Source organism: Pseudomonas sp. NPDC087814 (genome assembly GCF_044742865.1).
Taxonomy (GTDB): domain Bacteria; phylum Pseudomonadota; class Gammaproteobacteria; order Pseudomonadales; family Pseudomonadaceae; genus Aquipseudomonas.
Genome location: NZ_JBIUVK010000066.1, coordinates 8,879 through 29,589, shown reverse-complemented (window position 1 = coordinate 29,589; position 20,711 = coordinate 8,879). Strand labels below are relative to the sequence as shown.

Below are 20,711 nucleotides of genomic sequence, written 5' to 3'. Positions count from 1 at the left end.
TATATCTACGAACCCAACAGCTTTCGCCCATTAGCGCTGCTGAAAGGCTACGGCCCGGAAGACGTAAAACCCTTCCACTACCAACTCGACCACCTCGGCACACCACAAGAACTCACCGCCCCCGACGGCGAAATTGTCTGGTCAGCGCACTACCGCGCCTACGGCCAAATCGCGAAGCTGGACGTCAACACCGTTACCAACCCGCTGCGCTTCCAGGGCCAATACTTCGACCCGGAAAGCGGGCTGCACTACAACCGTCATCGCTACTACAATCCGGATATTGGCCGCTACCTGACGCCTGATCCGGTGAAACTGGCGGGCGGGCTGAACGGATACCAGTACGTGCCCAATTCGACGGGGTGGGTGGATCCGTTGGGGTTGAGCTGTAAAGCTACAGCCTGCCCAGGCCAAATAGTCGCCGATGGGCCTTACAGCGAAATTGTTCCTGGTGGAGGTTTAGCTGCTCACGAAGCTGCCGGAGGACATTTGATGCAAAAGCACATTGGTAGAACTGACCAACAACTGGCAACACGTCTTAAAAATGAGCCTCATGTGCCCACGGCATCTACCTTCCCTGATCGCGCGACAGCCGAGTCAGCAATATCAAGCGTGATAGCAAGCAACAAAACTAAAATAAATTCGTTTGTTAAAGGAAAAGACAAAAAAATTGTTATTACTCAAAAGTCTCCTCAGCCAGTTGGAACTAGCCTGAAGCGAGGTGCAAAAAAAACCGTCCCCGGACGGGAGATTTACCTGATTTTGTTCAAAGATAAAAGCATGCCCAATGGCTATAGAATTCAGACCGGATATCCGAATCCATGAATAACGATTATTCACAACTGCAGCAACTTCTCGCGGGTTACTTCAATCAAGATTGGGTTGATGAGTTTGATAGTGCGGACAATGTGATTCTCAGCTTTATAGCTGAATCCTCAGCAGAAACTTTTAAAGCTGCACACCTCGAGTTAAAAGCTCTTTTACATGCCAACAAGACGGAGCAAGCGTTACAGCATCTTTTGTTCTCAGATATTGGCTGTGGCTACTATTATCCTCACGATTGGAAAAGCGGGAAATTGTGGCTGGAGCACATTGACGCGCTTTTGAGCCAAAGAGGCGAATAACTTCGATCTCTTAAGATATTTATAATAAAGAAGGTGCTCGGAAAGCCCCTTCTTCCTCCCCTACCCCACCTGCTGCAACCGCCCAGCCCGAAAATCCTTCGGCGACACTTCAAACTGCTTCTTGAACGAGCGACTAAAGTGCGCCGAATCCGTAAACCCCCACTTATACGCAATCGACGTAATCGACTCACTGCGCAAAAACGGATTGGTCAGATCATCCGCACTGCGCTTCAACCGCGCCCGCTGGATATACCGGCACACGCTGTCATCCTGTTCCTCAAACAACCGGTACAAATGCCGCACCGAGATGTTCAACCGACTCGCCAACCCCACCGGGCTAAGCCCTGGCTGGGTCAATGACTCATCAATCACCTTCTGCACATAGCTGCGCAGATTGCTGCCCTGCAACCCGCCACAATCATCGCGCTCATCGTCTTCCTGCTCAAACGCCGACCCCAGCAGCGAGATAAACGCCGACTGCAACGCCTGCCCCTCCCCGACCGCGCCTTCGCCGTTCAGTGCGTCTTTGCACAGTTGATCCATCAACACATGCAACATGCGCCCGCAGGCTTTGCTCGAGGAGATTTTGCCGAAGGTCTTGGGCTGGTTGCCGAACTGTTTGCACACCTCTGCGCGGGACAAGGACAGGGACGCGTGTTCGATGAGCCCGAACGGGGTGATGTCGATGGAGCCCACCGAGTCCATCAATAACAGTTCGCCGGGGGCAAGCTGGAAGCTCTGGCCGTTTTGGGTGATCTGGCAGTAGCCGCTGCGCTGACTGACGAGGAAGCAGTGTTGGTCGTCATCGTGGTCGGCGCGGGCCTTGGGGCGCTTGATCAGGCCGGCGTTGGTGCGCAGGCTGGCCAAGGGCAAACCGCCGCGGGAAAAGGTGCTGATGCTGCCGATGAACAGCGAGCGGTTGAAGGCCAGTTCTGTGTCGAAGTGACCGCAAACCGCGCGCAGATCCCGGGTCCAGAGGTCCAGCCCGTCTTGCCCAATCTGTTGCATGCTCATGGTTGTTTCCACCTTGGCTTTTTGTTTTTGTCGGGCAATAGTTAACATGTTATCTATATGCGCGCAACAAGTACGTGTCTGCCAAGGTGGTTGCACTATTGATGCCAGATCCTGCGGTCAGTGGGCCTGTAATGCGCGCTGGAAACCGCTCAAGGCGTCCAGCAGCCAGGCACGTTGATCGCTGCTCAAGGCGATATAGCGCCGGAACGCCGGCATGCGATTGACCACCTCGCTGCCGCCCATATGCTCAAGCCGCACGCACCATTGGTGATCCACCAGGTCGATGCGCAGGCGCTTGAAGTCCAGCGGCATCAAGGCGCGATACAACGCACTGCCCTCCTGCAACTCGGCTTGCAGAATGCCTAAAACTTCCTTGTCTCCCGAGCGCTGCCGACAGCGGATTCCAGTGCGTCGGACGGCCCCGGTGTGGTGCAGTTCGAAGCTCGCCGTGCCCTGCTGCGAGGCAGGAATGCGCAGTACGAATTCGGTCATCACCAGGTGCATCAACAGTTGCGATTCGGTGCGCTCGACGATCTCCAGTTGCAGCCCGAGATTGTCCAGGGAAACCCGGGCCGTCGTTGGTCCACACACCTCATAACCGGCCAGGCCGAGGTTACGCCGCAGGTGTTCCAGCGTAACGCCGGGTCGATACCCGGCAGGCGCGCGCCGGGCGCTGAAGAGCTCAGACAGTTTTTGCAGCATGGCTGATATACCCGTTGTGCGGCTGACCCGGCTCATGGGCGAACTCCTTGGCCAACACCTCTTCCACCGAGGCGGGCTTGAATGGATTGACCTTCTGCACAACCAGCGTCCAGAACAGCGCGTACGCCGCCGTGCACCCGAGCATCACGCCGAAGGGAATGTAGATGTCAGCAGGGTTCATCCCCGGCGGCGTGATAAACCACATGCCCAGCAGGATGCCGATGCTCGACAGAATCTGCGGCAGCGGAAAGAACGGCGAACGGTAGGCGCGAGGCAGATCCGGACGGCGAATCCGCAGGATCACCACCGACAGCGTCACCAGCAGATAAGCAAAGCTCCAGGCACACACGGCCGCCAGCACCAGGTGCATGATGTTGTCGGTGTTGCCGCCCAGGTACAGCGCGTGCAGGCACGGAATCAGCATCGCCACCAGAATGCACAGCAACGGTGTCTTGAAGCGCGGGTGCAGGTAGGTGAAGACCTTGGGCAACGCGCCGTCGACGGCCATGCCGTACAGGATCCGTGGCACACCGGCCATCAAGGTGTTGATGGTCGCAGCACCGGCAAACAGGAAGCCGATGCCCAGCCACATCGGGCCGATGCTGCCCATCACCTGCTCGGCGAATTTCGGGATGGCCATCGGCGTATCCAGCAGGTGCACGCCGCCCGCCGCGTCGATCAATACGTTTTCCACCTGGCGTTTCATTGCCGCGCCATAGATGAACATGCACGTGGCCACCCCCAGCAGCCCCAGCACCATCGCCTTGGGCATCACCTTGGCCGAGTTGCGCAGGTCCGGCGCCAGCGGCGTGACGAACTCGCAGCCGACAAACATGAACATCGCCATGCCCACCAGCGACAGGATGGTGATCAGGTCGGTGCCCACCAGGGATTCACCGAACCAGCCATCCAGTTGCACCGCCGGGGCTGCGATCAGGCCCAGCACGCCAAACACCATCAAGGTGGTCCACATGCCGAAAGTGAGGATGATCTCGGCCCGGCCGAACGCGCTGACGCCAAACGCATTGAGCACCCCGAACACAATCACGAAGCCCACTCCCAGCAACCACGAACCGCCGGCGGATTCCGCCAGGGTGTTGAGGTGCTCGAAATTCACCAGCGCCATCACGCCGGAGAGGATGGTTTCGGCGGTGCCGGCAAACACATGCACGATCAGGTACGCCGACAAGGTGCCGGTGATCGCAAAGAACCGGCCCATGCCGCAATTGATGTAGTCGTAGACCGAGCCGGTGGTGGGCAGGATCGAGGCGGCTTCGGCGAAGGTGGTCGCCTGGGCCAGCATCATCACCACCGCGATCAACATCGCCACCGCAAAGGCGCTGCCGCCGATGCCAAACCCCATGGTCGCGGTGAGGATCACCGGGCTGGCCATGATCAAGCCAATGGTGCTCGCCAGCGCGGTTGGAAAGCCCACCGTGCCGCGTTTCAAATGTTCGGTGAGCCGGTCGTTGATCGACATGGTGCAGATCCTCAAGAAGCGGATTTTTAGAAGTATTGGCACTCTGCGCCCGCCCTGGCTGACCGTCTTGCTCCTGGCTGCCGCCGGTTTTGTTGCTGCCTGCCACTGCTGCGCCACTGGCGGCCTGGGACAATTTCCTGGCACGCAGGGGAAAGACTTGGCCCGGTGGCGCTCGCCCTAATGCTCCCTCAATTCACCTTGTTGGGGACTATAACAATGCAGCACACACAACAAACCCGTCACCTGTACAGGGCCATCAGCCTGGGCGTCGCGCTGATGATCATCGACTCATCGGCCCAGGCGTTCGAGCTGTATGCCGATGACGACACCCAGGTCACCGGCAACTTCCTGGCGGTGTACGGGATGTTCAACAGCCGCAAGAACTACGACGGCACCACCGGCGGTTCCACCTGGCGCGAAGGTTTTATCAAGTATGGCTTGAGCGTCGACCAGCGCTTCGGCGCCCTGGGCAGCGTGTATGGCACGGCCAACCTGGTCAGCTCGGGCACCTGGGGTGATGGCGATGCGTCGGGCGTGACCACCGGCAGCGAGCGCACCACCAAGTTCGACGAAGCCTTCGCCGGCTGGCGCTCGGGGGAACTGTTTCCGGCACTGGGCAAGGATGGTGTGGACCTGTCGTTCGGCCGCCAGGTCATCATGCTCGGCGACGGTTTCATCATCAACGATGACGGCCCGAACTTCGGCAAGGGCGTGGATGACGGCAAGTTCAACCGGGGCGGCGCCTACTACATCGCCGCCCGGCATGCCTTCGATCAAACCGCAGTGCTACGCCTGGGTGGCAAGGACGGCGTGCATGGCAGCGTAATGTGGATCAAGTCCGACAACCGCGCCCAGGCCAACACTGAAATGGCTGCCGGCACCCTGGACTACACCGCCGCGCCCGGCACCCTGGGGTTGACCTATATCCACGGCATCAGCGTCGACGACCGTTATGCCAATGACCTGCAAAAACAGCGCGCCGGGATGAACATCTACAGCCTGCGGGGCGCCGGTAATGCCGGGATCGAGAACGCGCACTTTTCCTTTGAATACGCCTGGCAGGACAAGGACGCCGGCCCGGAAAAGGCCTGGTACACCGAAGGCGGTTATACCTTCGCCGCGCTGCCGTGGTCGCCGGACCTGACCTACCGCTACAGCCGCTATTCGAAAAACTGGGATGCGATGTTTTCGGGCTTCAACCGTGGCTACGGCACCTGGGTGCAGGGCGAGGTGGCCGGCAATTATTCGGGGCCGTTCAATACCAATACTGAGGTGCAGCATGTGGCGTTGAAGGTCAAGCCGCTGGACAGCGTCACCCTGGGCGCGCTGTTCTTCGACTACAAGACGTTGAGCAAGGGCGGCATGCTCAACCTCGATGGGCGCGAACTGGACCTGTACGCGGAGTGGGCGGTGAACGAACACCTGATCGTCACGCCACTGCTGGGTTTGTACAAACCCAACAAGGATGAGAGCAACGGCGGCAACCAGGTGGGTGGCAATGGCACCAATCTCTACAGCCAAGTCACCGTGGCCGTGCCGTTCTAACACAGATGCAATGAGCTACCGAGATCACATGTGGGAGCGGGCTTGCTCGCGAAAGCGGTGTGTCAGTCGCCAGATGTATTGGCTGACACTCCGCATTCGCGAGCAAGCCCGCTCCCACATTGAACCTGCTTCAGCCTTCGATAGAGGTGTTCGCCCTACGGTTGCCGCTCCTCGATCCGCGCATACGCCCCCTGGTGATAGAGCAACGGCGCACGACCAAAATCATCGAAAGCCACCACCTTGCCAATCATGATCCAGTGATCGCCACCATCCACCTGCTGGTACTTCTCGCAGTGAAACCGCGCCGAGCAATCAGCGAAGACCGGCGAACCGCCCTCCCCGGGCTCGAATTCGATTTCGGCAAAGCGATCGTCCCTGGGCCGGGCGAAGTTGTTCGACAGGTGGATCTGGTCGGCCGCCAGCACGTTGACCGCAAAATGGCTGGCCTGCTCGAACACCTCGTGGCTGTTGGAGCGTTTGTCGATGCTCCACAGCACCAGCGGCGGGTCCAGGGATACCGAGTTGAAGCTGTTGGCGGTGACACCCACTTTGCGCCCGCTGGCATCAGCGGCGGTGACCACCGTGACGCCGGTGGCAAAGTTGCCCAGGGCCCGGCGAAAGGCCCGTGGGTCGAAACTGTTATCAGACATGCAAGACTCCCGGACTGCATCAACGCGCAGTCCTGATGGTTGTGATGGCCGGGTCGGCGTCAAATCATGCTCGGATCAGGCTCGAGCCCCATCAGCTCACGCCCCAGGATCTGCGCGCACACGTCGTAATCGGTGTACGCATGGGCGCCGGTCATATGGGAATCGCGGAACAGACGCTGCATCTCGTTGTGCTCGAACCACGCATTGCCACCGGCGGCCTCGAACAAGCGGTCCACCGCCTGGATGCACATCTTGGTGGCGTACGCCTGGTTGGTACGCCAGAACGCCAGGGTCTCGCGGCTCGGGTAACGGTGCTGTTCGCTGTGTTCGGCGTGTTCCTGCCAGGTCTTTTCCAGGAACGCCCGGGCGGCGGCCACCTGGTGTGTCGACTCGGCCAGGCGCATCAACGCCGGAGTCGCCGCCCCCACTGCCGCGCCGGTGTAGGCACGTACGCGGGTCCTGGTTTTTTCGCGGAATACTTCGAGCGTGCGCTCGGCCACACCCAGGCTCACGGTGGAGAAACCGCTGGCGAAATACGGCCGGTACGGCGAGTAGAAAATCTTGCTGTCGGGGTACAGACCGAAGCCGGCGGACTTGCCTTCCATCATGTCCTTGGCTTTCTGGATGCGGTGTTCTGGCACCCGCACGTTGTCGATGATCAGGGTCTTGGTGCCGCTGCCTTTCATGCCGGCGGCGAACCAGTCATCGCGAATTTGATAGTCGCTGCGCGGCAGTACCGCGAAGCAATAGTCCTGGGTGCCCTCGGCGTTTTTACGGCGGAAGCCGACAATCGCCCACTCGGCATGATCGCAACCGCTGCTCCAGCCCATTTCACCGCTGAACAGCACACCGCCCTCAACTTCCTCAGTGCGACCAAACGGCGCGATGCTGCTGCTGGCGGTGGCATTCGGGTTATCGCCCCAGACTTCCTGCTGCAGCTTGGCGGGAAACAACGCCAGTTGATGGCTGTGGGTGCACAACAGGCTCATGGCCCACGCGGTGCTGGCACAGGCGCCGGCCAACAAGGCGATGCAGTCGGCAAACTGCGGCAGGGAGATTTCCATGCCGCCAAAGGGTTTGGGTTGAAAGGCACGGTGCATGCCGATGCTCTTGAGCAGCGCAATGTTCTCGTCGGGAACCTTGCGGTCCTGCTCGGCCTGGAAGGCGTTGGCAGCGATGGTCGGCAGAATCGCCTTGAGATCTTCGAGGAGCGGGTTTGGCTTTTTCATGGACGGCCCTGCTTATTATTGGATGTCCGGCTGGCGTTCAAACTCAACGAACGGCGCTGGATGTGGGGCCAGTATGGAGCGGGCGACACCCCCGGAAAATGCACCTTCCACAGCCAAGATTGCACTTTCCACAGGCCTGGCAGCCACAGACATATCGCCCGGCAGGCACAGACAAGCCTGGCCCGGCGGCGCTGGTTACCCTCGGGCTTTTGCGAGCAGGAAAATCCCATGAGCGATATTGCGCTGCTGCCTGAAGTCCAGGCCTTCCTCCGTCGAAGCCATGCCTTGTTTATCGACGGCGGGTACGTCCAAAGCCATTCCGGCCAGGCTCTGGAAGTGATCAACCCGGCCACCGGCGAGGTGATCGCCCAGGTTGCCGATGCGGACCTGGCCGATATCGACACAGCGGTGGAATCGTCCCGGCGTGGCTTCCGGCAATGGTCCCAGGTCGCCCCAGCCATTCGCGGCAATGTGCTGCTGAAACTCGCCGACCTGCTGGAGCAACATCGCGAAGCACTGGCGCAGATCGAAACCTGCCAGTCGGGCAAGATCATCCAGATTTCCCGGGCCTTCGAGGTCGATCAGGCGGCGCACTTCCTGCGTTACTACGCCGGCTGGGCCACCAAGATCAGCGGCCAGACCCTTACCCCGTCACTGCCCTCCTTCGCCGGCGAACGCTACACCGCGTTCACCCTGCGCGAACCGGTGGGCGTGGTGGTGGGCATCGTGCCGTGGAATTTCTCGACCATGATCGCCATCTGGAAACTCGCCTCGGCACTGGTGACCGGCTGCAGCATCATCATCAAGCCCAGCGAGTTCACCCCGCTGACCATCCTGCGCATCGCCGAACTGGCCATCGACGCCGGCCTGCCGGCGGGCGTGCTGAACGTGTTGACCGGTGGCGGCCATGTGGGCAAAGGCCTGGTGGAGCACCCGGGCACCGACAAGGTCTCGTTTACCGGCTCGGTGCCCACCGGCATCGCCGTGGGCCGCAGTGCCATGGGCGCCGGGTTGACCCGGGCGACCCTGGAACTGGGCGGCAAAAACTCCGCCGGGTTCCTGCGGGATGTGGACCTCGACAAAGCGGTCAACGGCATCATCGAAGCCGGCTTCCTGCACTCCGGGCAAATCTGCGCGGCCGCCGAACGCTTCTTCGCTCACCGCTCGCAGATCGAGCCGATCATGGACAAACTGGCGCAACGCCTGGGCCGGTTGAACATCGGCTCGCCGCTGGACGAGCGCACCGAATTCGGCCCGGTGACCAACCGCCAGCACCAACAGAAACTCGAATGGTTTTTCGCCAAGGCCCGGGCCGAGAACAATACGATTGTCCACGGCGGCAAGCTGATCGACGGGCCGGGGTGCTATGTGGAGCCGACAGTAATTCTCGCCAACACGATCCACGACACCCTGCTCAACGAAGAGACCTTCGGCCCGATCGCCACGTTTTTCCCCTACGACACCGAGGATGAGCTGCTGGAACTGATGAACAACACGCCTTACGGCCTGAGCGCCAGCCTCTGGACCAATGATCTGAGCAAGGCCCTGCGCATGGTGCCGGCGATCAACGCGGGGACGGTGTGGGTGAACATGCACACGATGCTCGACCCGGCGGTGCCGTTTGGCGGCAATAAGTCTTCGGGGGTGGGACGGGAGTTTGGCGGGGCTTTTATCGACGACTACACCGAGCTCAAGTCGGTGATGATTCGCTACTGATAAACCGGGCGACCGATCGTTCCCACGCTCCGCGTGGGAATGCATACCGTGACGCTCCGCGTCACCACTGCGCAAGGCTTCCATTGTGCATTGCCAGCGGGACGCGGAGCGTCCGAGGCGGCATTCCCACGCAGAGCGTGGGAACGATCAGCGTGGGAGTGATCGCGAGCCTGCTGACAAACCCGCTCTCCTGACCAACCGCTCCCACACTGGATTTATGTTGCCAGTTGGATTTCGGATGTGATCAGGCCACCGGACACTCCCGGTTCAGCGCCTCATCCACCAACAACTGCGCCATCTCCACCAATTGCACCACTGCCAACACTTGCTTGCGGCTGGCCCCATCAAGATGCTCGGCACAGTCATAGGCGCTGACAGCCGCCGATTCAAGAATCTCGCTGGCATTACACAAGGCGACTTCGGTGCTGAGGCCGGCACGTACGGAGAATAGTTTGTTGGAGGACGGAGGCGAAGCGGCAGGTTCTGAATTGAGGTCGTAGTGCTTGAATGCGCGCTGGGCAGCATCGTGGAATTTCTGGTCGTTCAAGTAATGCGGCGGGTTGGGCGAGACCTTTTTCATGGTGAAGCTCCTCTATGAGTAAGCACCTCCACGCTCGCTACCACACGATTAAGGAGGCGACTGTACACGGGGTGGTAGACCGGTCATAGAAACCCGGCAGGCCGAAGCCTCCCATGCACAGCCGCCACAAAGCAGCCCGCACAAAAAAACGCCCTTGAGCGTTTTGGGATCTATGAAATAGCCGGGCTACCACACCCGTTCGCTGAATTGGCAGCGACCCGCGAAGGTTAGCGGCGAGAAGGTCTGGAAGCAACCTGAAATCTATGTGGGAACGGTCTGCGTAGGAACGGGCGATACCGCTGCCGGCGTATGCCCATTGTTGATCGTTCCCACGCTCTGCGTGGGAATGCATACCGTGACGCTCCGCGTCACCATTGCGCGAGGCGTCAATGCGGCGGTGCCAGCGGGACGCGGAGCGTCCGAGGCGGCATTCCCACGCAGAGCGTGGGAGCGATCATCTGCACCTGGTCCCCTGAGGCTGCATATACCCGCCATAAATGGGCAGGCCGGTAGCCGGTAACATCCTGGTAATGCGCTAAATACCTGTACAATTTTATTGTTTTGTACAAGTATCAGCAGTATCAAGCCCTCTCGGGAAGAACCGCAATGACCCGTCTATTGGTTTCGCTGGCCCTGGTGCTCGGCCTGAGCAGTTGTGGCAGCGTGGATGTTAAGCACTACGCCGACCAGCAACCGCAACTGGACCTGGTGAGCTTCTTCAGCAAGCCCGTCAAGGCCTGGGGCATCTTCGAGAAACGCTCGGGTGAAGTGGCCAAGCGTTTCGAGGTGAATATAGCCAGCCGCCGCGAGGGTGAAAACCTGATTCTCGATGAGCGCTTTCTATACAGCGATGGTACTCGCCAGCAACGTGTCTGGACCCTCACCCCGGACGGCCCCACCCACTGGCGCGGACGGGCCGGTGATGTGGTGGGCGAGGCCAGGGGCGAAGTGGCGGGCAACGCACTGCGCTGGCGCTACGTCCTGAACCTGCCGGTTGATGGATCCGTCTACGAAGTGAGCCTCGACGATTGGATGTACCTGATGGACGAAGACACGTTGATCAACCGCTCCAGCATGTCCAAGTTGGGTGTGGAAGTCGGCCAGGTGACGTTGTTCTTCCGTCGCCAGTCTTCACAACCCTGACCGGTAAGGAGTGAACCATGAACCTGCAAGCCCTGACCAAACTGGCCACCCAAGGCGCTGTACGCGAAATGGAACTGCTGTCGCTGGAAGGTGGTTTCTATCTGGCGCGCGTAACGCTGGACCACGGCCAGTTCACGCTGCTGGACGAGTCGGCGAAGCCCATGCACTTTCGCTCCGTCAATCACCTGCGTGACGTGTTGCAGGCAGTCCCTGCGTTTCCCTGCACCCTGGTGCATCAGTGCGTGCATGACGAAATGTGCGGCCGGCGAGAAGGCGCTATCGAGCCACTGCGAACGCCATTTTCCCTGGAAGCGCCGTGGTGACCAAGGCAGTTCGAAACCTGTGCCTGGTGCTGGGCGACCAGTTGTCGTTTGACCTGGCCTCATTGGATGGGCTGGACAGCCAGCGCGATGCGGTCTTGATGGTCGAGGTCATGGAGGAAGCCAGCCATGTGCCCCACCATCCGCAAAAAATCGTCCTGGTCTTCAGCGCCATGCGCCATTTTGCCCAGGCGTTGCAGCAGCGTGGCGTGCGGGTGCAGTACGTCACCCTGGACGATCCGCAAAACACCGGCTCGGTGCCCGGCGAGTTAAGGCGCTGGCAATCGCTGATGCAACCCCGGGAAATACACCTGACCGAATGCGGTGACTGGCGCCTTGAGCAATCCCTGAAGGACTGCGGTTTGCCGATCCAGTGGCATGCCGACCACCGATTCCTGTGCGGCCGTGACGAGTTCGCCGCTTGGGCCAGCGGTAAAAAACAGCTGCGCATGGAGTACTTCTACCGGGAGATGCGCCGCAAGAGCGGGCTCTTGCTCAACGGTGACGGTACGCCAGTGGGCGGTGCCTGGAACTTTGATGCGGACAACCGCAAGGCCTTGCCCAAGGGCACCAAGGCGCCCTACCCGGCGCGCTTCAGCTCGGACTCGATCACCCAGGACGTGCTGGCGCTGGTAGGTAAACACTTCAGCAGCCACTACGGTTCGCTCGACACCTTCGATTACCCCGTGACCCACGCCGACGCGCAGGCCCTCTGGAACTACTTTCTGGACTATGGCCTGGCGGGTTTCGGCGACTACCAGGACGCCATGGCCAGCGACGAGCCGTTCCTGTTTCACGCCCGTATCAGCGCAGCGCTGAACATCGGCCTGCTGGACCTGCGCCAGCTGTGCAGCGATGTGGAGGCGGCCTATTGGTCGGGCAGCATCGGGCTGAACGCTGGCGAAGGGTTTATCCGCCAACTGATTGGCTGGCGTGAGTACGTACGCGGCGTGTACTGGCTGAAGATGCCCGACTATGCCGCTGGCAATGCATTCGGCAACAGCCGCCCGCTGCCGGAGTTCTACTGGACGGGCGAGACGCAAATGAACTGCATGCGCCAGGCGATCGGCCAGAGCCTGAAACATGCCTATGCCCATCACATCCAGCGGCTGATGGTCACCGGCAATTTCGCCCTGCTGGCCGGCATCATGCCCAGCCAGATATGCGAGTGGTACCTGGCGATCTACATGGACGCTTTCGACTGGGTCGAGCTGCCCAACACCCTGGGCATGGTCATGCATGCGGATGGCGGCTACCTGGGTTCCAAACCTTATTGCGCGAGCGGCCAATACATAAAGCGCATGTCGGACTACTGCCGCGACTGTGCGTACAAAGTCACTGAAAGTACCGCTGACAATGCCTGCCCGTTCAATGCGCTTTACTGGCACTTCCTGATGCGCCATGGCGACCTGCTGCGGGGCAATCAGCGCATGGCCATGCTCTATAAAAATCTCGACCGCATGCCTGAATCCAAGCAGGACGCGCTGTGGCAACGGGGCCAGAGGCTGCTGGCCAAGTTGGATGCGGGTGAAACGCTGTGAAATTTTCCGGCCGCTGCGAATTGTTGTGAAGCCGGTGATAAATGGCCAATTGCCCATGCTAACGTCGGCTTCGATGTCATCCAATTCATTGAGGGAGCAGCGCCGATGTCTACTACCGTAACACCCGCCGGTGGCGGACCGACCACTCAAAAAGCCTCGACGTCGGTATTCGACGACAAGTTGAATATTTCCAAGTCGAGCAAGGTCATCGCCGATTACATGCGCCAAACGGGCAAGTCGGCCATCACCAAGCAAGAGCTTTCACAACTGGCCAGCAACGCCTCGGGCAAGGTGCCGGCCGATGTGAGCGCTGCGGCCCAGTACATGGAGCGCCATCCCGACGTGTTCACCGCGATCGAAACCCATGATGTGGCCGGTGCCGATAACTTTTCCGGGGTGTGGAACTTCGACTGGGCAGCCAACGGTGGGCTCAACGGCACGGCGACCGATGCCATCGCCAAGATGCAGGACACCTTTGATTTCGCGATTGCCAAGTCGGCGCAGATCACCGAGATCAGCACCGGTAAAAAGGCCGAGCTGGACTCGACCAAACAGCGGCCGCAGAACTAGGTTTCTGGACGCAACAAAAATCAAATGTGGGAGCTGTCGAGCTTTAGCGAGGCTGCGATAGCGGTGGGCCAGGCAACATCCATGTTGACTGTGCTGACGCCATCGCAGCCTCGCTAAAGCTCGACAGCTCCCACAAGGATTTCCTTTGTTTGTTAGAGCGCCGGCCTGCGGTCAGAAGTGAAACGAAACCCCCGTGGTCACGTTGAACGCATCCCCCACATAGAAGTTGGCCGAGTCCTGGCCCTTGGCGTCGTACGCGGTGTTGGTGGCCGTGGCATAGCGCTTGTTGGTCAGATTGCGTGCATCGACGAACACTTCCCACTTCTTGCTAGGGGCCTCGTAGCCCACCTTGGCCCCCCACAACGTATACGACGGCGCACTCAGGGAGTTGGCAAAGTCGACGTAATAGCTGGACGCCGCCCGGGCGTTGAGCTGCGCGTAGAAACCACTGCCTTGGCGATATTCCAGCTCGGCCTGGTAGACCTGGCGCGGCAGGCCCGGCAGCTGGTTGTCGCCGAACACCGCATCGTTGCGGTAGTGGAAGTCGTTGAAGGTGTAGGCCTGGCGCAGGGTCACGGTGTCGCCATTGCCGCCGTCCCACAGTTGCGCATTCAAGCCGGCTTCGATGCCCTGGTGAATGGTCGCGCTGCCGTTGGAGGTGGCCACCAGTTGGTCCTGGGTGGCCGTCGCCTGGCGTACCACCACCGACAGCAGTTCTTTCTGCACCCACGAGCGGTAGACCGTCAGGCTGCCGTCAAAAATACCGTGGCCGCCGCGAATGCCGAACTCCACGGTGTTGGCTTTTTGCGGCCGCACATCACGGATGTACGGCGTGCCGGTGCTGCCCAGCTGCCAGGTGACCGGTGGATCCACCGAGCGGCTGACGTTGCCGAACACTTCGAATTCCGGAGTCAACTGATAGCGCAGGCCAATGCGCGGGGCGACGTCGGTCTCGTCGTATTCAACGCCACTGGGGAACGCGCTGGTATTGGTGGCGGTGCTGTATTCGATCTGCGCCTTGCGCTTGATATCAATCAATGACAACCCGGTGGACAGCCACGTGCGGTCATTCAGTTGCAGTTCGTTGCCGAGGGAAAACACCGTGTCCCGCGAGCCGGTGTAGTTGGTCTTCTGCTGGGTGATGCCGGTGGCCTTGCTGTGGGATTTCACATCGGCCAGGTACGCCAGCGTATTGCTGAAGGTCACGCTGCTGTCGCTGCGCAGGCCGAAGAAGGTGTCGGCGGTGCGCAGGTAGCGCAAGGTCAGGTTGACGTCCTGGGAGCGCCATTCCTGTGGTGTTGGCGAATAGCGCCAGCCGTTGTCCAGCGGGTAATCGTTGTAGCCCAGGCCGACTTCGAGCTTGGCATTGTCGTCGAAGGTGTAGGTGGTGGTGCTGCCCAGCAGGGTCGAGCCGTCCTTCTTGCGCCCGATGGGCACGAGGTTGCTCGTGGGGTCATGCTTGAGCTGGTATTTGGTCAGGGTGTTGCCCTGGCTGAGGGTTTCTTCCTTGTAGCGAATGTAGAAGCGCGTCTCCAGTTGCGGGCTGAACACGTGGCCGAAGTTGGCAACGATCCCCTGCCCCTTGTTCGGTGTGTTGTCCTGGTAACCGTCACGCTCGTTGTGCTGGATGCTGACGTAATAGTCATTGTCGCCGTCCACGCCGCCGGTGCTCAGTTGCTCCTTGCGATAGCCGAAGCTGCCGGCTTCGAAACGCGCGTAGTTGCCCGGATCGGTGCGGCCGGTCTTGCTCACGAAGTTGATCGCGCCGCCCAGGGACAAGGCCGAATAACGGAAGGCGTTGGCGCCGTAGAGCACCTCGGTGTGGTCCACGGAAGCCATGTCCAGCATGTCTTCCTGGGTGCCGCCCGGGCCGGTCAACGGCAGGCCGTCATAGAGGAATTTGATCCCCAGCACATAGCCTTGATAGAAGGTGTTGAGGCCCGAACCGCGGATCGAAATCTTGTTCGCGCCCGAGCCGCTGGTGGCCTGGGCGAATACGCCCGGCTGCAACGCCAGCACGTCCTCGGCGTTCGCCGCGCGGCCCTGTTCGATCTTGCGGTTGTCGATCACTGCGGTTTTGCCGGGCACCTTGGACAGTTGCTTCTCGGCCTTTTGCGCTTCGGTGGCTTCGGCACCGGTGACCACTACCGTGGCCAGGGTCGGGTCCGCCTGGGCGGCAAAGGCCGCGCCGTGTATCAACATCAACAGCACGCCAAGGCTGGACGCGGTGGCCAGTGACTCAAAACGACGAGCGCGAGGTTCAAACAGTTGCCGCATGAATTAAATACTCCTGGGGTCTCGAATTAGTTGGAGCATCTATTCGTATAGTCGCGCTCTGTTTCCAACTTTGCAGGGTTCATGCCACGTCCAAGCCTCAATAAACACTGGCCGGCCACTCTTATTAATCGCCACAAGTGCAACACTTTGCTGGTGAAATGTTCGATTCCGGACAATACAAAAACCACCCACAAACACTTATATGCTCAAGCAATAAAAGCATAACGAAAGCCCCGCCCTGCGGGCACAGGACGCAACTGTGCAAATCCCAACAGCCCTCCAACAAAAGTTGCGTATTCGACACTGTCCGCGCCTGCATCCCCGTAAGAAGTCGCAAGTTATCGGCTTATTGTTACTTGGTATGGGTCTTGCTCTATCCATTGCCTGTTGAAACAAATCAGCTCGAGCATTCTCGACTTAAGCAACGAGGTATTCACGCGTGACGGTCAACTTACTCTGCACCCGCAGGACGCCACTGGAGATTGCCCGTGACCTGGCGACCGAGTTCGCGCGCACCGCCGTCGACCGCGACGCCAGCGGCGGTACGCCCAAGGCCGAACGCGACAAACTGCGCAGCAGCGGCCTGTTGTCCCTGAGCATCCCCGGGCAATTCGGCGGGCTGGACGCCAACTGGTCGGAAACCTTCGAGGTGGTGCGCGAATTCGCCCGGGTCGACAGCTCCATCGCCCACGTATTCGGCTTTCATCACCTGATGCTCGCCACCGTCCGGTTATTCGCCACGCCCGCACAATGGCAAACCTGGTTCAGCCTGACGGCCAGCAACAACTGGTTCTGGGGCAACACCCTGAACCCCCTGGACACCCGCACGGTGGTCAAGCGCCACACGGGCTGGCGGGAATTCTCGGGACAGAAGAACTTCTGCTCCGGGGCCAACGACTCGGAAATGCTGATCGCCTCGGCCATCGATGAAAGCGCCGGCGGCAAGTTGCTGATCGCGGCGATTCCCAGCGCCCGCAGCGGGATCATCCTGCACAACGACTGGAACAACATGGGCCAGCGCCAGACCGACAGCGGCAGCGTGACCTTCAAGCGCGTGCGCGTGGAAGAGTCCGACCTGTTGCTGGACCCGGGCCCCCTGAGTACTCCGTTCGCCTGCCTGCGGCCGTTGATTGCGCAACTGCACTTCGCGAATATCTTCCTCGGCATCGCCGAAGGCGCGTTCGAAGAAGCGCGCCAATACACCCTGGAAGAAGCCCGCCCGTGGTTCCGTTCCAGCGCCAGCCACAGCACCCAGGACCCTTACATCCTCAGCCACTACGGCGATTTCTGGGTGGCGCTGCAAAGCACCCGCCTGCTGGTGGAGCGCGCAGGCCAGGTGCTGGACGCGGCATGGGCCAAGGGCTCGGCCCTGACCAGCGAGGAACGCGGCGAAACGGCGATTGCCATCGCCACCGCCAAAGTCGCCGCCAGCCGCAATGGCCTGGAGTTGTGTAGCAAGGTCTTCGAGGTCACCGGCGCACGGGCGACCAACGCCTCGGTGGCCCTCGACAGGCACTGGCGCAACTTGCGCACCCAGAGCCTGCATGACCCGCTGGACTACAAACTTCATGAACTGGGCGAGTGGGCACTGAACGGTACCGCGCCCATCCCGACGTTTTATTCCTGATCTTTTATTCAAAGGGATAACCATGCAACTGCTGACCCTACCGCCCTCGCCCGCCCTTGCCACCTCCATCCGCGCCACCGCGCAGGTGTTTGAAGACCCCAGGTCCAAGGCCTTGCTCAAGCATGTGCAACAAGTCGCGCCGAGCGAAGCCAGCGTGCTGATCATCGGTGAAACCGGCACCGGCAAAGAGTTGGTCGCACGGCATATCCACAACCTCAGTGGCCGCAAGGAGCAGCCATTCGTGGCGGTGAATTGCGGTGCGTTCTCCGAATCACTGGTGGAAGCCGAGCTGTTCGGCCACGAGAAAGGCGCGTTCACCGGTGCCCTCGGTGCCAAGGCCGGCTGGTTTGAAGAAGCCAACGGCGGCACGCTGTTCCTCGATGAAATCGGCGACCTGCCCATGTCGATCCAGGTCAAGCTGCTGCGGGTATTGCAGGAGCGTGAAGTAGTGCGCCTGGGTTCGCGCAAAAGCATTCCGATCAATGTGCGGGTGCTGGCGGCGACCAACGTGCAGCTGGAAAAAGCCATCAACGCCGGGCATTTCCGCGAGGACCTGTTCTACCGCCTGAACGTGGTCAACCTGGAACTCAGCCCGCTGCGGGATCGCCCCGGCGATATCCTGCCGCTGGTGCAGTATTTCATCGACACCTACACCCGCCGCCTGGGGTATGGCGAGGTCATCCTGAGCAAGGACGCCGAGCAACGGCTGGCCACCTACAGCTGGCCAGGGAATATCCGCGAACTGGAAAACGTTATCCACCACACCCTGCTGATCTGCCGTGACGGCGTAATCCAGGCCGATGACCTGCGCATGTCCAACCTGCGTATCGAACGCCAGGAAGACAGCACCACGGCCCACGACCTGCTCGACCTGGCCTTCCAGCGCCTGTTCGAGGAACAGATCGACAACCTCCACGAACAGGTGGAACGCAGCCTGCTGACCGCCGCTTACCGGCTGTGCCACCACAACCAGGTGCACACCGCCGAATTGCTGGGGCTGAGCCGCAACGTGACCCGCACGTTGCTGATCAACCTCGGTGAGCTGAAGGTCAACAAGCGCCGCCCGCTGGCCGGTGCCAAGGATGACCGGGTGCTGCACCTCTCGATCTGACCTGACTGCGCGGCGTACCCGGTACGCCGCATGGTCACACCACCGCTTCATCCAGCGCATCGCTGAACTGGCGACTCCACAACCGCGCATATTGCCCGCCCTGGCGCAGCAACTGTTCGTGGCTGCCGTCCTCGATCACCCGGCCATTGTCGAACACCAGGATCCGGTCCAGGTGGGCCACGGTGGACAGCCGATGCGCGACCACCAGCACGGTCTTGTCTTCCATGATTTCGTCGAGCTTGTCCTGGATAAAGCGCTCGGTGATCGAGTCCAGGCTGGAAGTGGCTTCGTCCATCACCAGGATCGGCGCGTTTTTCAGCAACACCCGGGCAATCGCAATGCGCTGGCGCTGGCCGCCGGACAATTTGACCCCACGCTCGCCCACCAGCGATTCGTAGCCGTGTTCCATGCTGTCGATAAATTCACTGGCGCCGGCGCGGTGGATCGCCTCGGCGACCTCGTCCATCGAGGCATCCAGGCGGCCGTAATGGATATTTTCGCGAATGCTGCGGTGGAACAGGCCCGGCTCCTGGGGAATCAGGCCGATCTGCTGGTGCAGCGAATGCTGGGTCACCTCGCGCACGTCCTTGCCGTCCACCAGCACCTGGCCTTGCTGCACGTCGTAGAGACGCAGGAGCAAGCTCAGCAGGGTCGACTTGCCGGAGCCCGAAGCACCCACCAGGCCGACTTTCTGGCCGGCAGGGATGACGATATTCAGGTGTTCGAAAATCGAACGGTCACCGCCATAGCTGAAGCCGACATCGCGAAACTCGATATCGCCGCGCTTGACCATCAGCGCCTTGGCGCCGGGTTGGTCGATGACTTCATGGGGGCGGATCAGGGTGCGCACACCGTTGGCGATATTGCCGGTGGCTTCGAAGAATTCGAGAAAGCGTCGCGACAGGTTTTCCACATCGCTGATGATCAACAACGAAAGGCTGGTGGACATGACAAACGCAGCAATGTCGATACGGTGGCTGCGCCACAGGTAGAGCGCCAGCAATAACAAGCCGAGCTTAAGCACTACGCCACAGGAAGCCTGGAACCAGCGAATTTTCTCCATATACCCCAGGGATCGGTAGGCAGCCGCCACCTCCTTGTCGAGGAAAGTGCCGAGGTAACTGTGCTCGAACGCATGGCGCGCAAACAGGCGGATATTGGCCAGGTTGGAGACCGCATCCACCACTTTGCCGGTGCTGGTGCTGCGCGCTGCCGAATACTGTTGCGCCAGAGGATGACTGCGGCGTGCGAGGACGTAGCAGATAGCGATAAACGCCACCGACCAACCCGCCATGAACAACGCCAACAACGGCGATGCGGTCCATAGCAAGGCCGTGGCCAGGCTCAGCGTCACCAGCAGCGGGATCAGGTCGAACAACAAGATGCTCAGGGTCTGATTCACGCCCAGGGTAATTTCCGCCACCCGATGCGCCAGTGCCCCGGCGAACTCATTGCTGATGAAACGATGGGAGTGCTGCTGCAGATAGGCGAACACCACATGCGTCACCGTGCGCCGCTGCAACGGCAAGACGTGGATATGGCAGCCTGCCGATGCACGGGTAAACAGTACCTGGCACACCAGTAGCGCGCTTAGCAGTGTCAGTGGCCATTGCAGCACTTCAAAGGCACGCTCCGCTTCCAGCCCGTTGCTCACGGTGCGGGTGATCTGCCCCAGCCCCCAGGGCGTCAGAATCGAACACACCACCGCGGCGATCTGCAGCAGCAGGATAGCCAGGTACCAACCTTTGAAATGCCCGATGAAATGCCGCACAAACGCCGCCGGCGTCGATGGCAAGTGCTGGACATTCCAGGTGCGAAACAATGAAAAAGACGAACTCATGGCCAATGACATTCCTGAATGACGCCTGTGGCCGCGCAGCTTTCAGGCAAAAATGGTGAGTGTGATCGTTCCCACGCTCTGCGTGGGAATGCATCCGGTGACGCTCTGCGTCACGATTTTAAGAGCGGACGCAGAGCGTCCAGAGCGGCATTCCCCTGTGGCGAGGGAGCTTGCTCCCGCTGGAGTGCGAAGCGCTCCCAGGATTTTGGGGCCGCTGCGCAGCCCAGCGGGAGCAAGCTCCCTCG

At 60.4% G+C, this 20,711-nt stretch carries 17 protein-coding genes and 1 pseudogene; 10 read left to right on the top strand and 8 right to left on the bottom strand.

Going from position 1 to position 20,711, the window contains the following annotated elements; genetic code table 11:
- Positions 1 to 822: RNase A-like domain-containing protein (locus tag ACIOMR_RS28675; protein ID WP_401197756.1), on the top strand; the 822-nt coding region annotated here is incomplete at its 5' end.
- Complete coding sequence (locus tag ACIOMR_RS28670) at positions 819 to 1,121, top strand: contact-dependent growth inhibition system immunity protein (protein ID WP_134326170.1); 303 nt, start codon at positions 819 to 821, stop codon at positions 1,119 to 1,121. The genes ACIOMR_RS28675 and ACIOMR_RS28670, both read left to right, overlap by 4 nt.
- A 60-nt stretch (positions 1,122 to 1,181) precedes the next feature.
- Here the strand turns inward: ACIOMR_RS28670 and feaR are convergent, their stop codons facing one another.
- The 3 genes from feaR to ACIOMR_RS28655 form a co-directional block, all read right to left on the bottom strand.
- The gene (feaR, locus tag ACIOMR_RS28665; protein WP_102368612.1) at positions 1,182 to 2,135 is read right to left on the bottom strand and encodes a transcriptional regulator FeaR; all 954 of its coding nucleotides are present in this window, start codon (positions 2,133 to 2,135) and stop codon (positions 1,182 to 1,184) included.
- 117 nt (positions 2,136 to 2,252) lie between these two features.
- Positions 2,253 to 2,837: a DUF3156 family protein gene (locus tag ACIOMR_RS28660; protein ID WP_102368611.1), complete on the bottom strand. Its 585-nt coding sequence runs from the start codon at positions 2,835 to 2,837 to the stop codon at positions 2,253 to 2,255.
- Positions 2,818 to 4,317: an APC family permease gene (locus ACIOMR_RS28655; protein ID WP_003219898.1), complete on the bottom strand. Its 1,500-nt coding sequence runs from the start codon at positions 4,315 to 4,317 to the stop codon at positions 2,818 to 2,820. The genes ACIOMR_RS28660 and ACIOMR_RS28655 overlap by 20 nt, the downstream gene beginning before the upstream one ends.
- A 216-nt stretch (positions 4,318 to 4,533) precedes the next feature.
- Between ACIOMR_RS28655 and ACIOMR_RS28650 the strand changes: the two genes are divergently transcribed.
- The gene (locus ACIOMR_RS28650) at positions 4,534 to 5,862 is read left to right on the top strand and encodes a hypothetical protein (protein ID WP_401197750.1); all 1,329 of its coding nucleotides are present in this window, start codon (positions 4,534 to 4,536) and stop codon (positions 5,860 to 5,862) included.
- Positions 5,863 to 6,035: 173 nt separating this feature from the next.
- Here the strand turns inward: ACIOMR_RS28650 and ACIOMR_RS28645 are convergent.
- Together ACIOMR_RS28645 and ACIOMR_RS28640 are read right to left on the bottom strand one after the other, a co-directional pair.
- Positions 6,036 to 6,512, bottom strand: a pseudogene (locus tag ACIOMR_RS28645) (flavin reductase family protein); the annotation flags it as partial.
- Between the two features lie 59 nt (positions 6,513 to 6,571).
- Entirely contained in the window at positions 6,572 to 7,741 is a 1,170-nt protein-coding gene (locus ACIOMR_RS28640; protein WP_401197748.1) for a p-hydroxyphenylacetate 3-hydroxylase oxygenase component, read from the bottom strand.
- Positions 7,742 to 7,969: 228 nt separating this feature from the next.
- Here ACIOMR_RS28640 and ACIOMR_RS28635 point away from each other — a divergent pair, with 228 nt between their 5' ends.
- A complete protein-coding gene (locus ACIOMR_RS28635) occupies positions 7,970 to 9,457 on the top strand; it encodes an aldehyde dehydrogenase family protein (RefSeq protein WP_401197745.1) in 1,488 nt (495 codons plus the stop codon).
- A gap of 244 nt (positions 9,458 to 9,701) precedes the next feature.
- Here the strand turns inward: ACIOMR_RS28635 and ACIOMR_RS28630 are convergent, their stop codons facing one another.
- Complete coding sequence (locus ACIOMR_RS28630; RefSeq protein WP_008431194.1) at positions 9,702 to 10,037, bottom strand: DUF6124 family protein; 336 nt, start codon at positions 10,035 to 10,037, stop codon at positions 9,702 to 9,704.
- Positions 10,038 to 10,643: 606 nt separating this feature from the next.
- On the opposite strand from ACIOMR_RS28630, the gene ACIOMR_RS28625 reads away from it, so the two are divergent.
- The 4 genes from ACIOMR_RS28625 (at position 10,644) to ACIOMR_RS28610 (ending at position 13,611) form a co-directional block, all read left to right on the top strand.
- Positions 10,644 to 11,180, top strand: a complete 537-nt coding sequence (locus ACIOMR_RS28625; RefSeq protein WP_177009899.1) for a DUF3833 domain-containing protein — start codon at positions 10,644 to 10,646, stop codon at positions 11,178 to 11,180.
- Positions 11,181 to 11,197: 17 nt separating this feature from the next.
- A complete protein-coding gene (locus ACIOMR_RS28620; protein WP_134326164.1) occupies positions 11,198 to 11,503 on the top strand; it encodes a DUF6482 family protein in 306 nt (101 codons plus the stop codon).
- Positions 11,500 to 13,041 carry a cryptochrome/photolyase family protein gene (locus ACIOMR_RS28615; RefSeq protein WP_401197740.1) on the top strand — a complete coding sequence of 514 codons (1,542 nt, stop codon included), beginning with the start codon at positions 11,500 to 11,502 and terminating at the stop codon, positions 13,039 to 13,041. The genes ACIOMR_RS28620 and ACIOMR_RS28615 overlap by 4 nt, the downstream gene beginning before the upstream one ends.
- Positions 13,042 to 13,146: 105 nt before the next feature.
- The gene (locus ACIOMR_RS28610) at positions 13,147 to 13,611 is read left to right on the top strand and encodes a hypothetical protein (protein ID WP_003219875.1); all 465 of its coding nucleotides are present in this window, start codon (positions 13,147 to 13,149) and stop codon (positions 13,609 to 13,611) included.
- Between the two features lie 171 nt (positions 13,612 to 13,782).
- Here ACIOMR_RS28610 and ACIOMR_RS28605 read toward each other — a convergent pair whose 3' ends face one another.
- Complete coding sequence (locus tag ACIOMR_RS28605) at positions 13,783 to 15,888, bottom strand: TonB-dependent receptor domain-containing protein (RefSeq protein WP_087694964.1); 2,106 nt, start codon at positions 15,886 to 15,888, stop codon at positions 13,783 to 13,785.
- A 439-nt stretch (positions 15,889 to 16,327) separates the two neighbouring features.
- Between ACIOMR_RS28605 and ACIOMR_RS28600 the strand changes: the two genes are divergently transcribed.
- Together ACIOMR_RS28600 and ACIOMR_RS28595 are read left to right on the top strand one after the other, a co-directional pair.
- Complete coding sequence (locus ACIOMR_RS28600) at positions 16,328 to 17,515, top strand: acyl-CoA dehydrogenase family protein (RefSeq protein ID WP_003219870.1); 1,188 nt, start codon at positions 16,328 to 16,330, stop codon at positions 17,513 to 17,515.
- 22 nt (positions 17,516 to 17,537) lie between these two features.
- A complete protein-coding gene (locus ACIOMR_RS28595; RefSeq protein WP_178965587.1) occupies positions 17,538 to 18,626 on the top strand; it encodes a sigma-54-dependent Fis family transcriptional regulator in 1,089 nt (362 codons plus the stop codon).
- 34 nt (positions 18,627 to 18,660) lie between these two features.
- Here ACIOMR_RS28595 and ACIOMR_RS28590 read toward each other — a convergent pair whose 3' ends face one another.
- A complete protein-coding gene (locus ACIOMR_RS28590; protein WP_008431180.1) occupies positions 18,661 to 20,466 on the bottom strand; it encodes an ABC transporter ATP-binding protein in 1,806 nt (601 codons plus the stop codon).
- Between the last annotated feature and the right edge of the window lie 245 nt (positions 20,467 to 20,711).

What these genes read in the sequence shown, in the direction of transcription:
- ACIOMR_RS28670 (WP_134326170.1), top strand. Translation starts at nt 819, where the DNA reads ATGAATAACGATTATTCACAACTGCAGCAACTTCTCGCGGGTTACTTC.
- feaR (WP_102368612.1), bottom strand. Translation starts at nt 2,135, where the DNA reads ATGAGCATGCAACAGATTGGGCAAGACGGGCTGGACCTCTGGACCCGG.
- ACIOMR_RS28660 (WP_102368611.1), bottom strand. Translation starts at nt 2,837, where the DNA reads ATGCTGCAAAAACTGTCTGAGCTCTTCAGCGCCCGGCGCGCGCCTGCC.
- ACIOMR_RS28655 (WP_003219898.1), bottom strand. Translation starts at nt 4,317, where the DNA reads ATGTCGATCAACGACCGGCTCACCGAACATTTGAAACGCGGCACGGTG.
- ACIOMR_RS28650 (WP_401197750.1), top strand. Translation starts at nt 4,534, where the DNA reads ATGCAGCACACACAACAAACCCGTCACCTGTACAGGGCCATCAGCCTG.
- ACIOMR_RS28640 (WP_401197748.1), bottom strand. Translation starts at nt 7,741, where the DNA reads ATGAAAAAGCCAAACCCGCTCCTCGAAGATCTCAAGGCGATTCTGCCG.
- ACIOMR_RS28635 (WP_401197745.1), top strand. Translation starts at nt 7,970, where the DNA reads ATGAGCGATATTGCGCTGCTGCCTGAAGTCCAGGCCTTCCTCCGTCGA.
- ACIOMR_RS28630 (WP_008431194.1), bottom strand. Translation starts at nt 10,037, where the DNA reads ATGAAAAAGGTCTCGCCCAACCCGCCGCATTACTTGAACGACCAGAAA.
- ACIOMR_RS28625 (WP_177009899.1), top strand. Translation starts at nt 10,644, where the DNA reads ATGACCCGTCTATTGGTTTCGCTGGCCCTGGTGCTCGGCCTGAGCAGT.
- ACIOMR_RS28620 (WP_134326164.1), top strand. Translation starts at nt 11,198, where the DNA reads ATGAACCTGCAAGCCCTGACCAAACTGGCCACCCAAGGCGCTGTACGC.
- ACIOMR_RS28610 (WP_003219875.1), top strand. Translation starts at nt 13,147, where the DNA reads ATGTCTACTACCGTAACACCCGCCGGTGGCGGACCGACCACTCAAAAA.
- ACIOMR_RS28605 (WP_087694964.1), bottom strand. Translation starts at nt 15,888, where the DNA reads ATGCGGCAACTGTTTGAACCTCGCGCTCGTCGTTTTGAGTCACTGGCC.
- ACIOMR_RS28595 (WP_178965587.1), top strand. Translation starts at nt 17,538, where the DNA reads ATGCAACTGCTGACCCTACCGCCCTCGCCCGCCCTTGCCACCTCCATC.
- ACIOMR_RS28590 (WP_008431180.1), bottom strand. Translation starts at nt 20,466, where the DNA reads ATGAGTTCGTCTTTTTCATTGTTTCGCACCTGGAATGTCCAGCACTTG.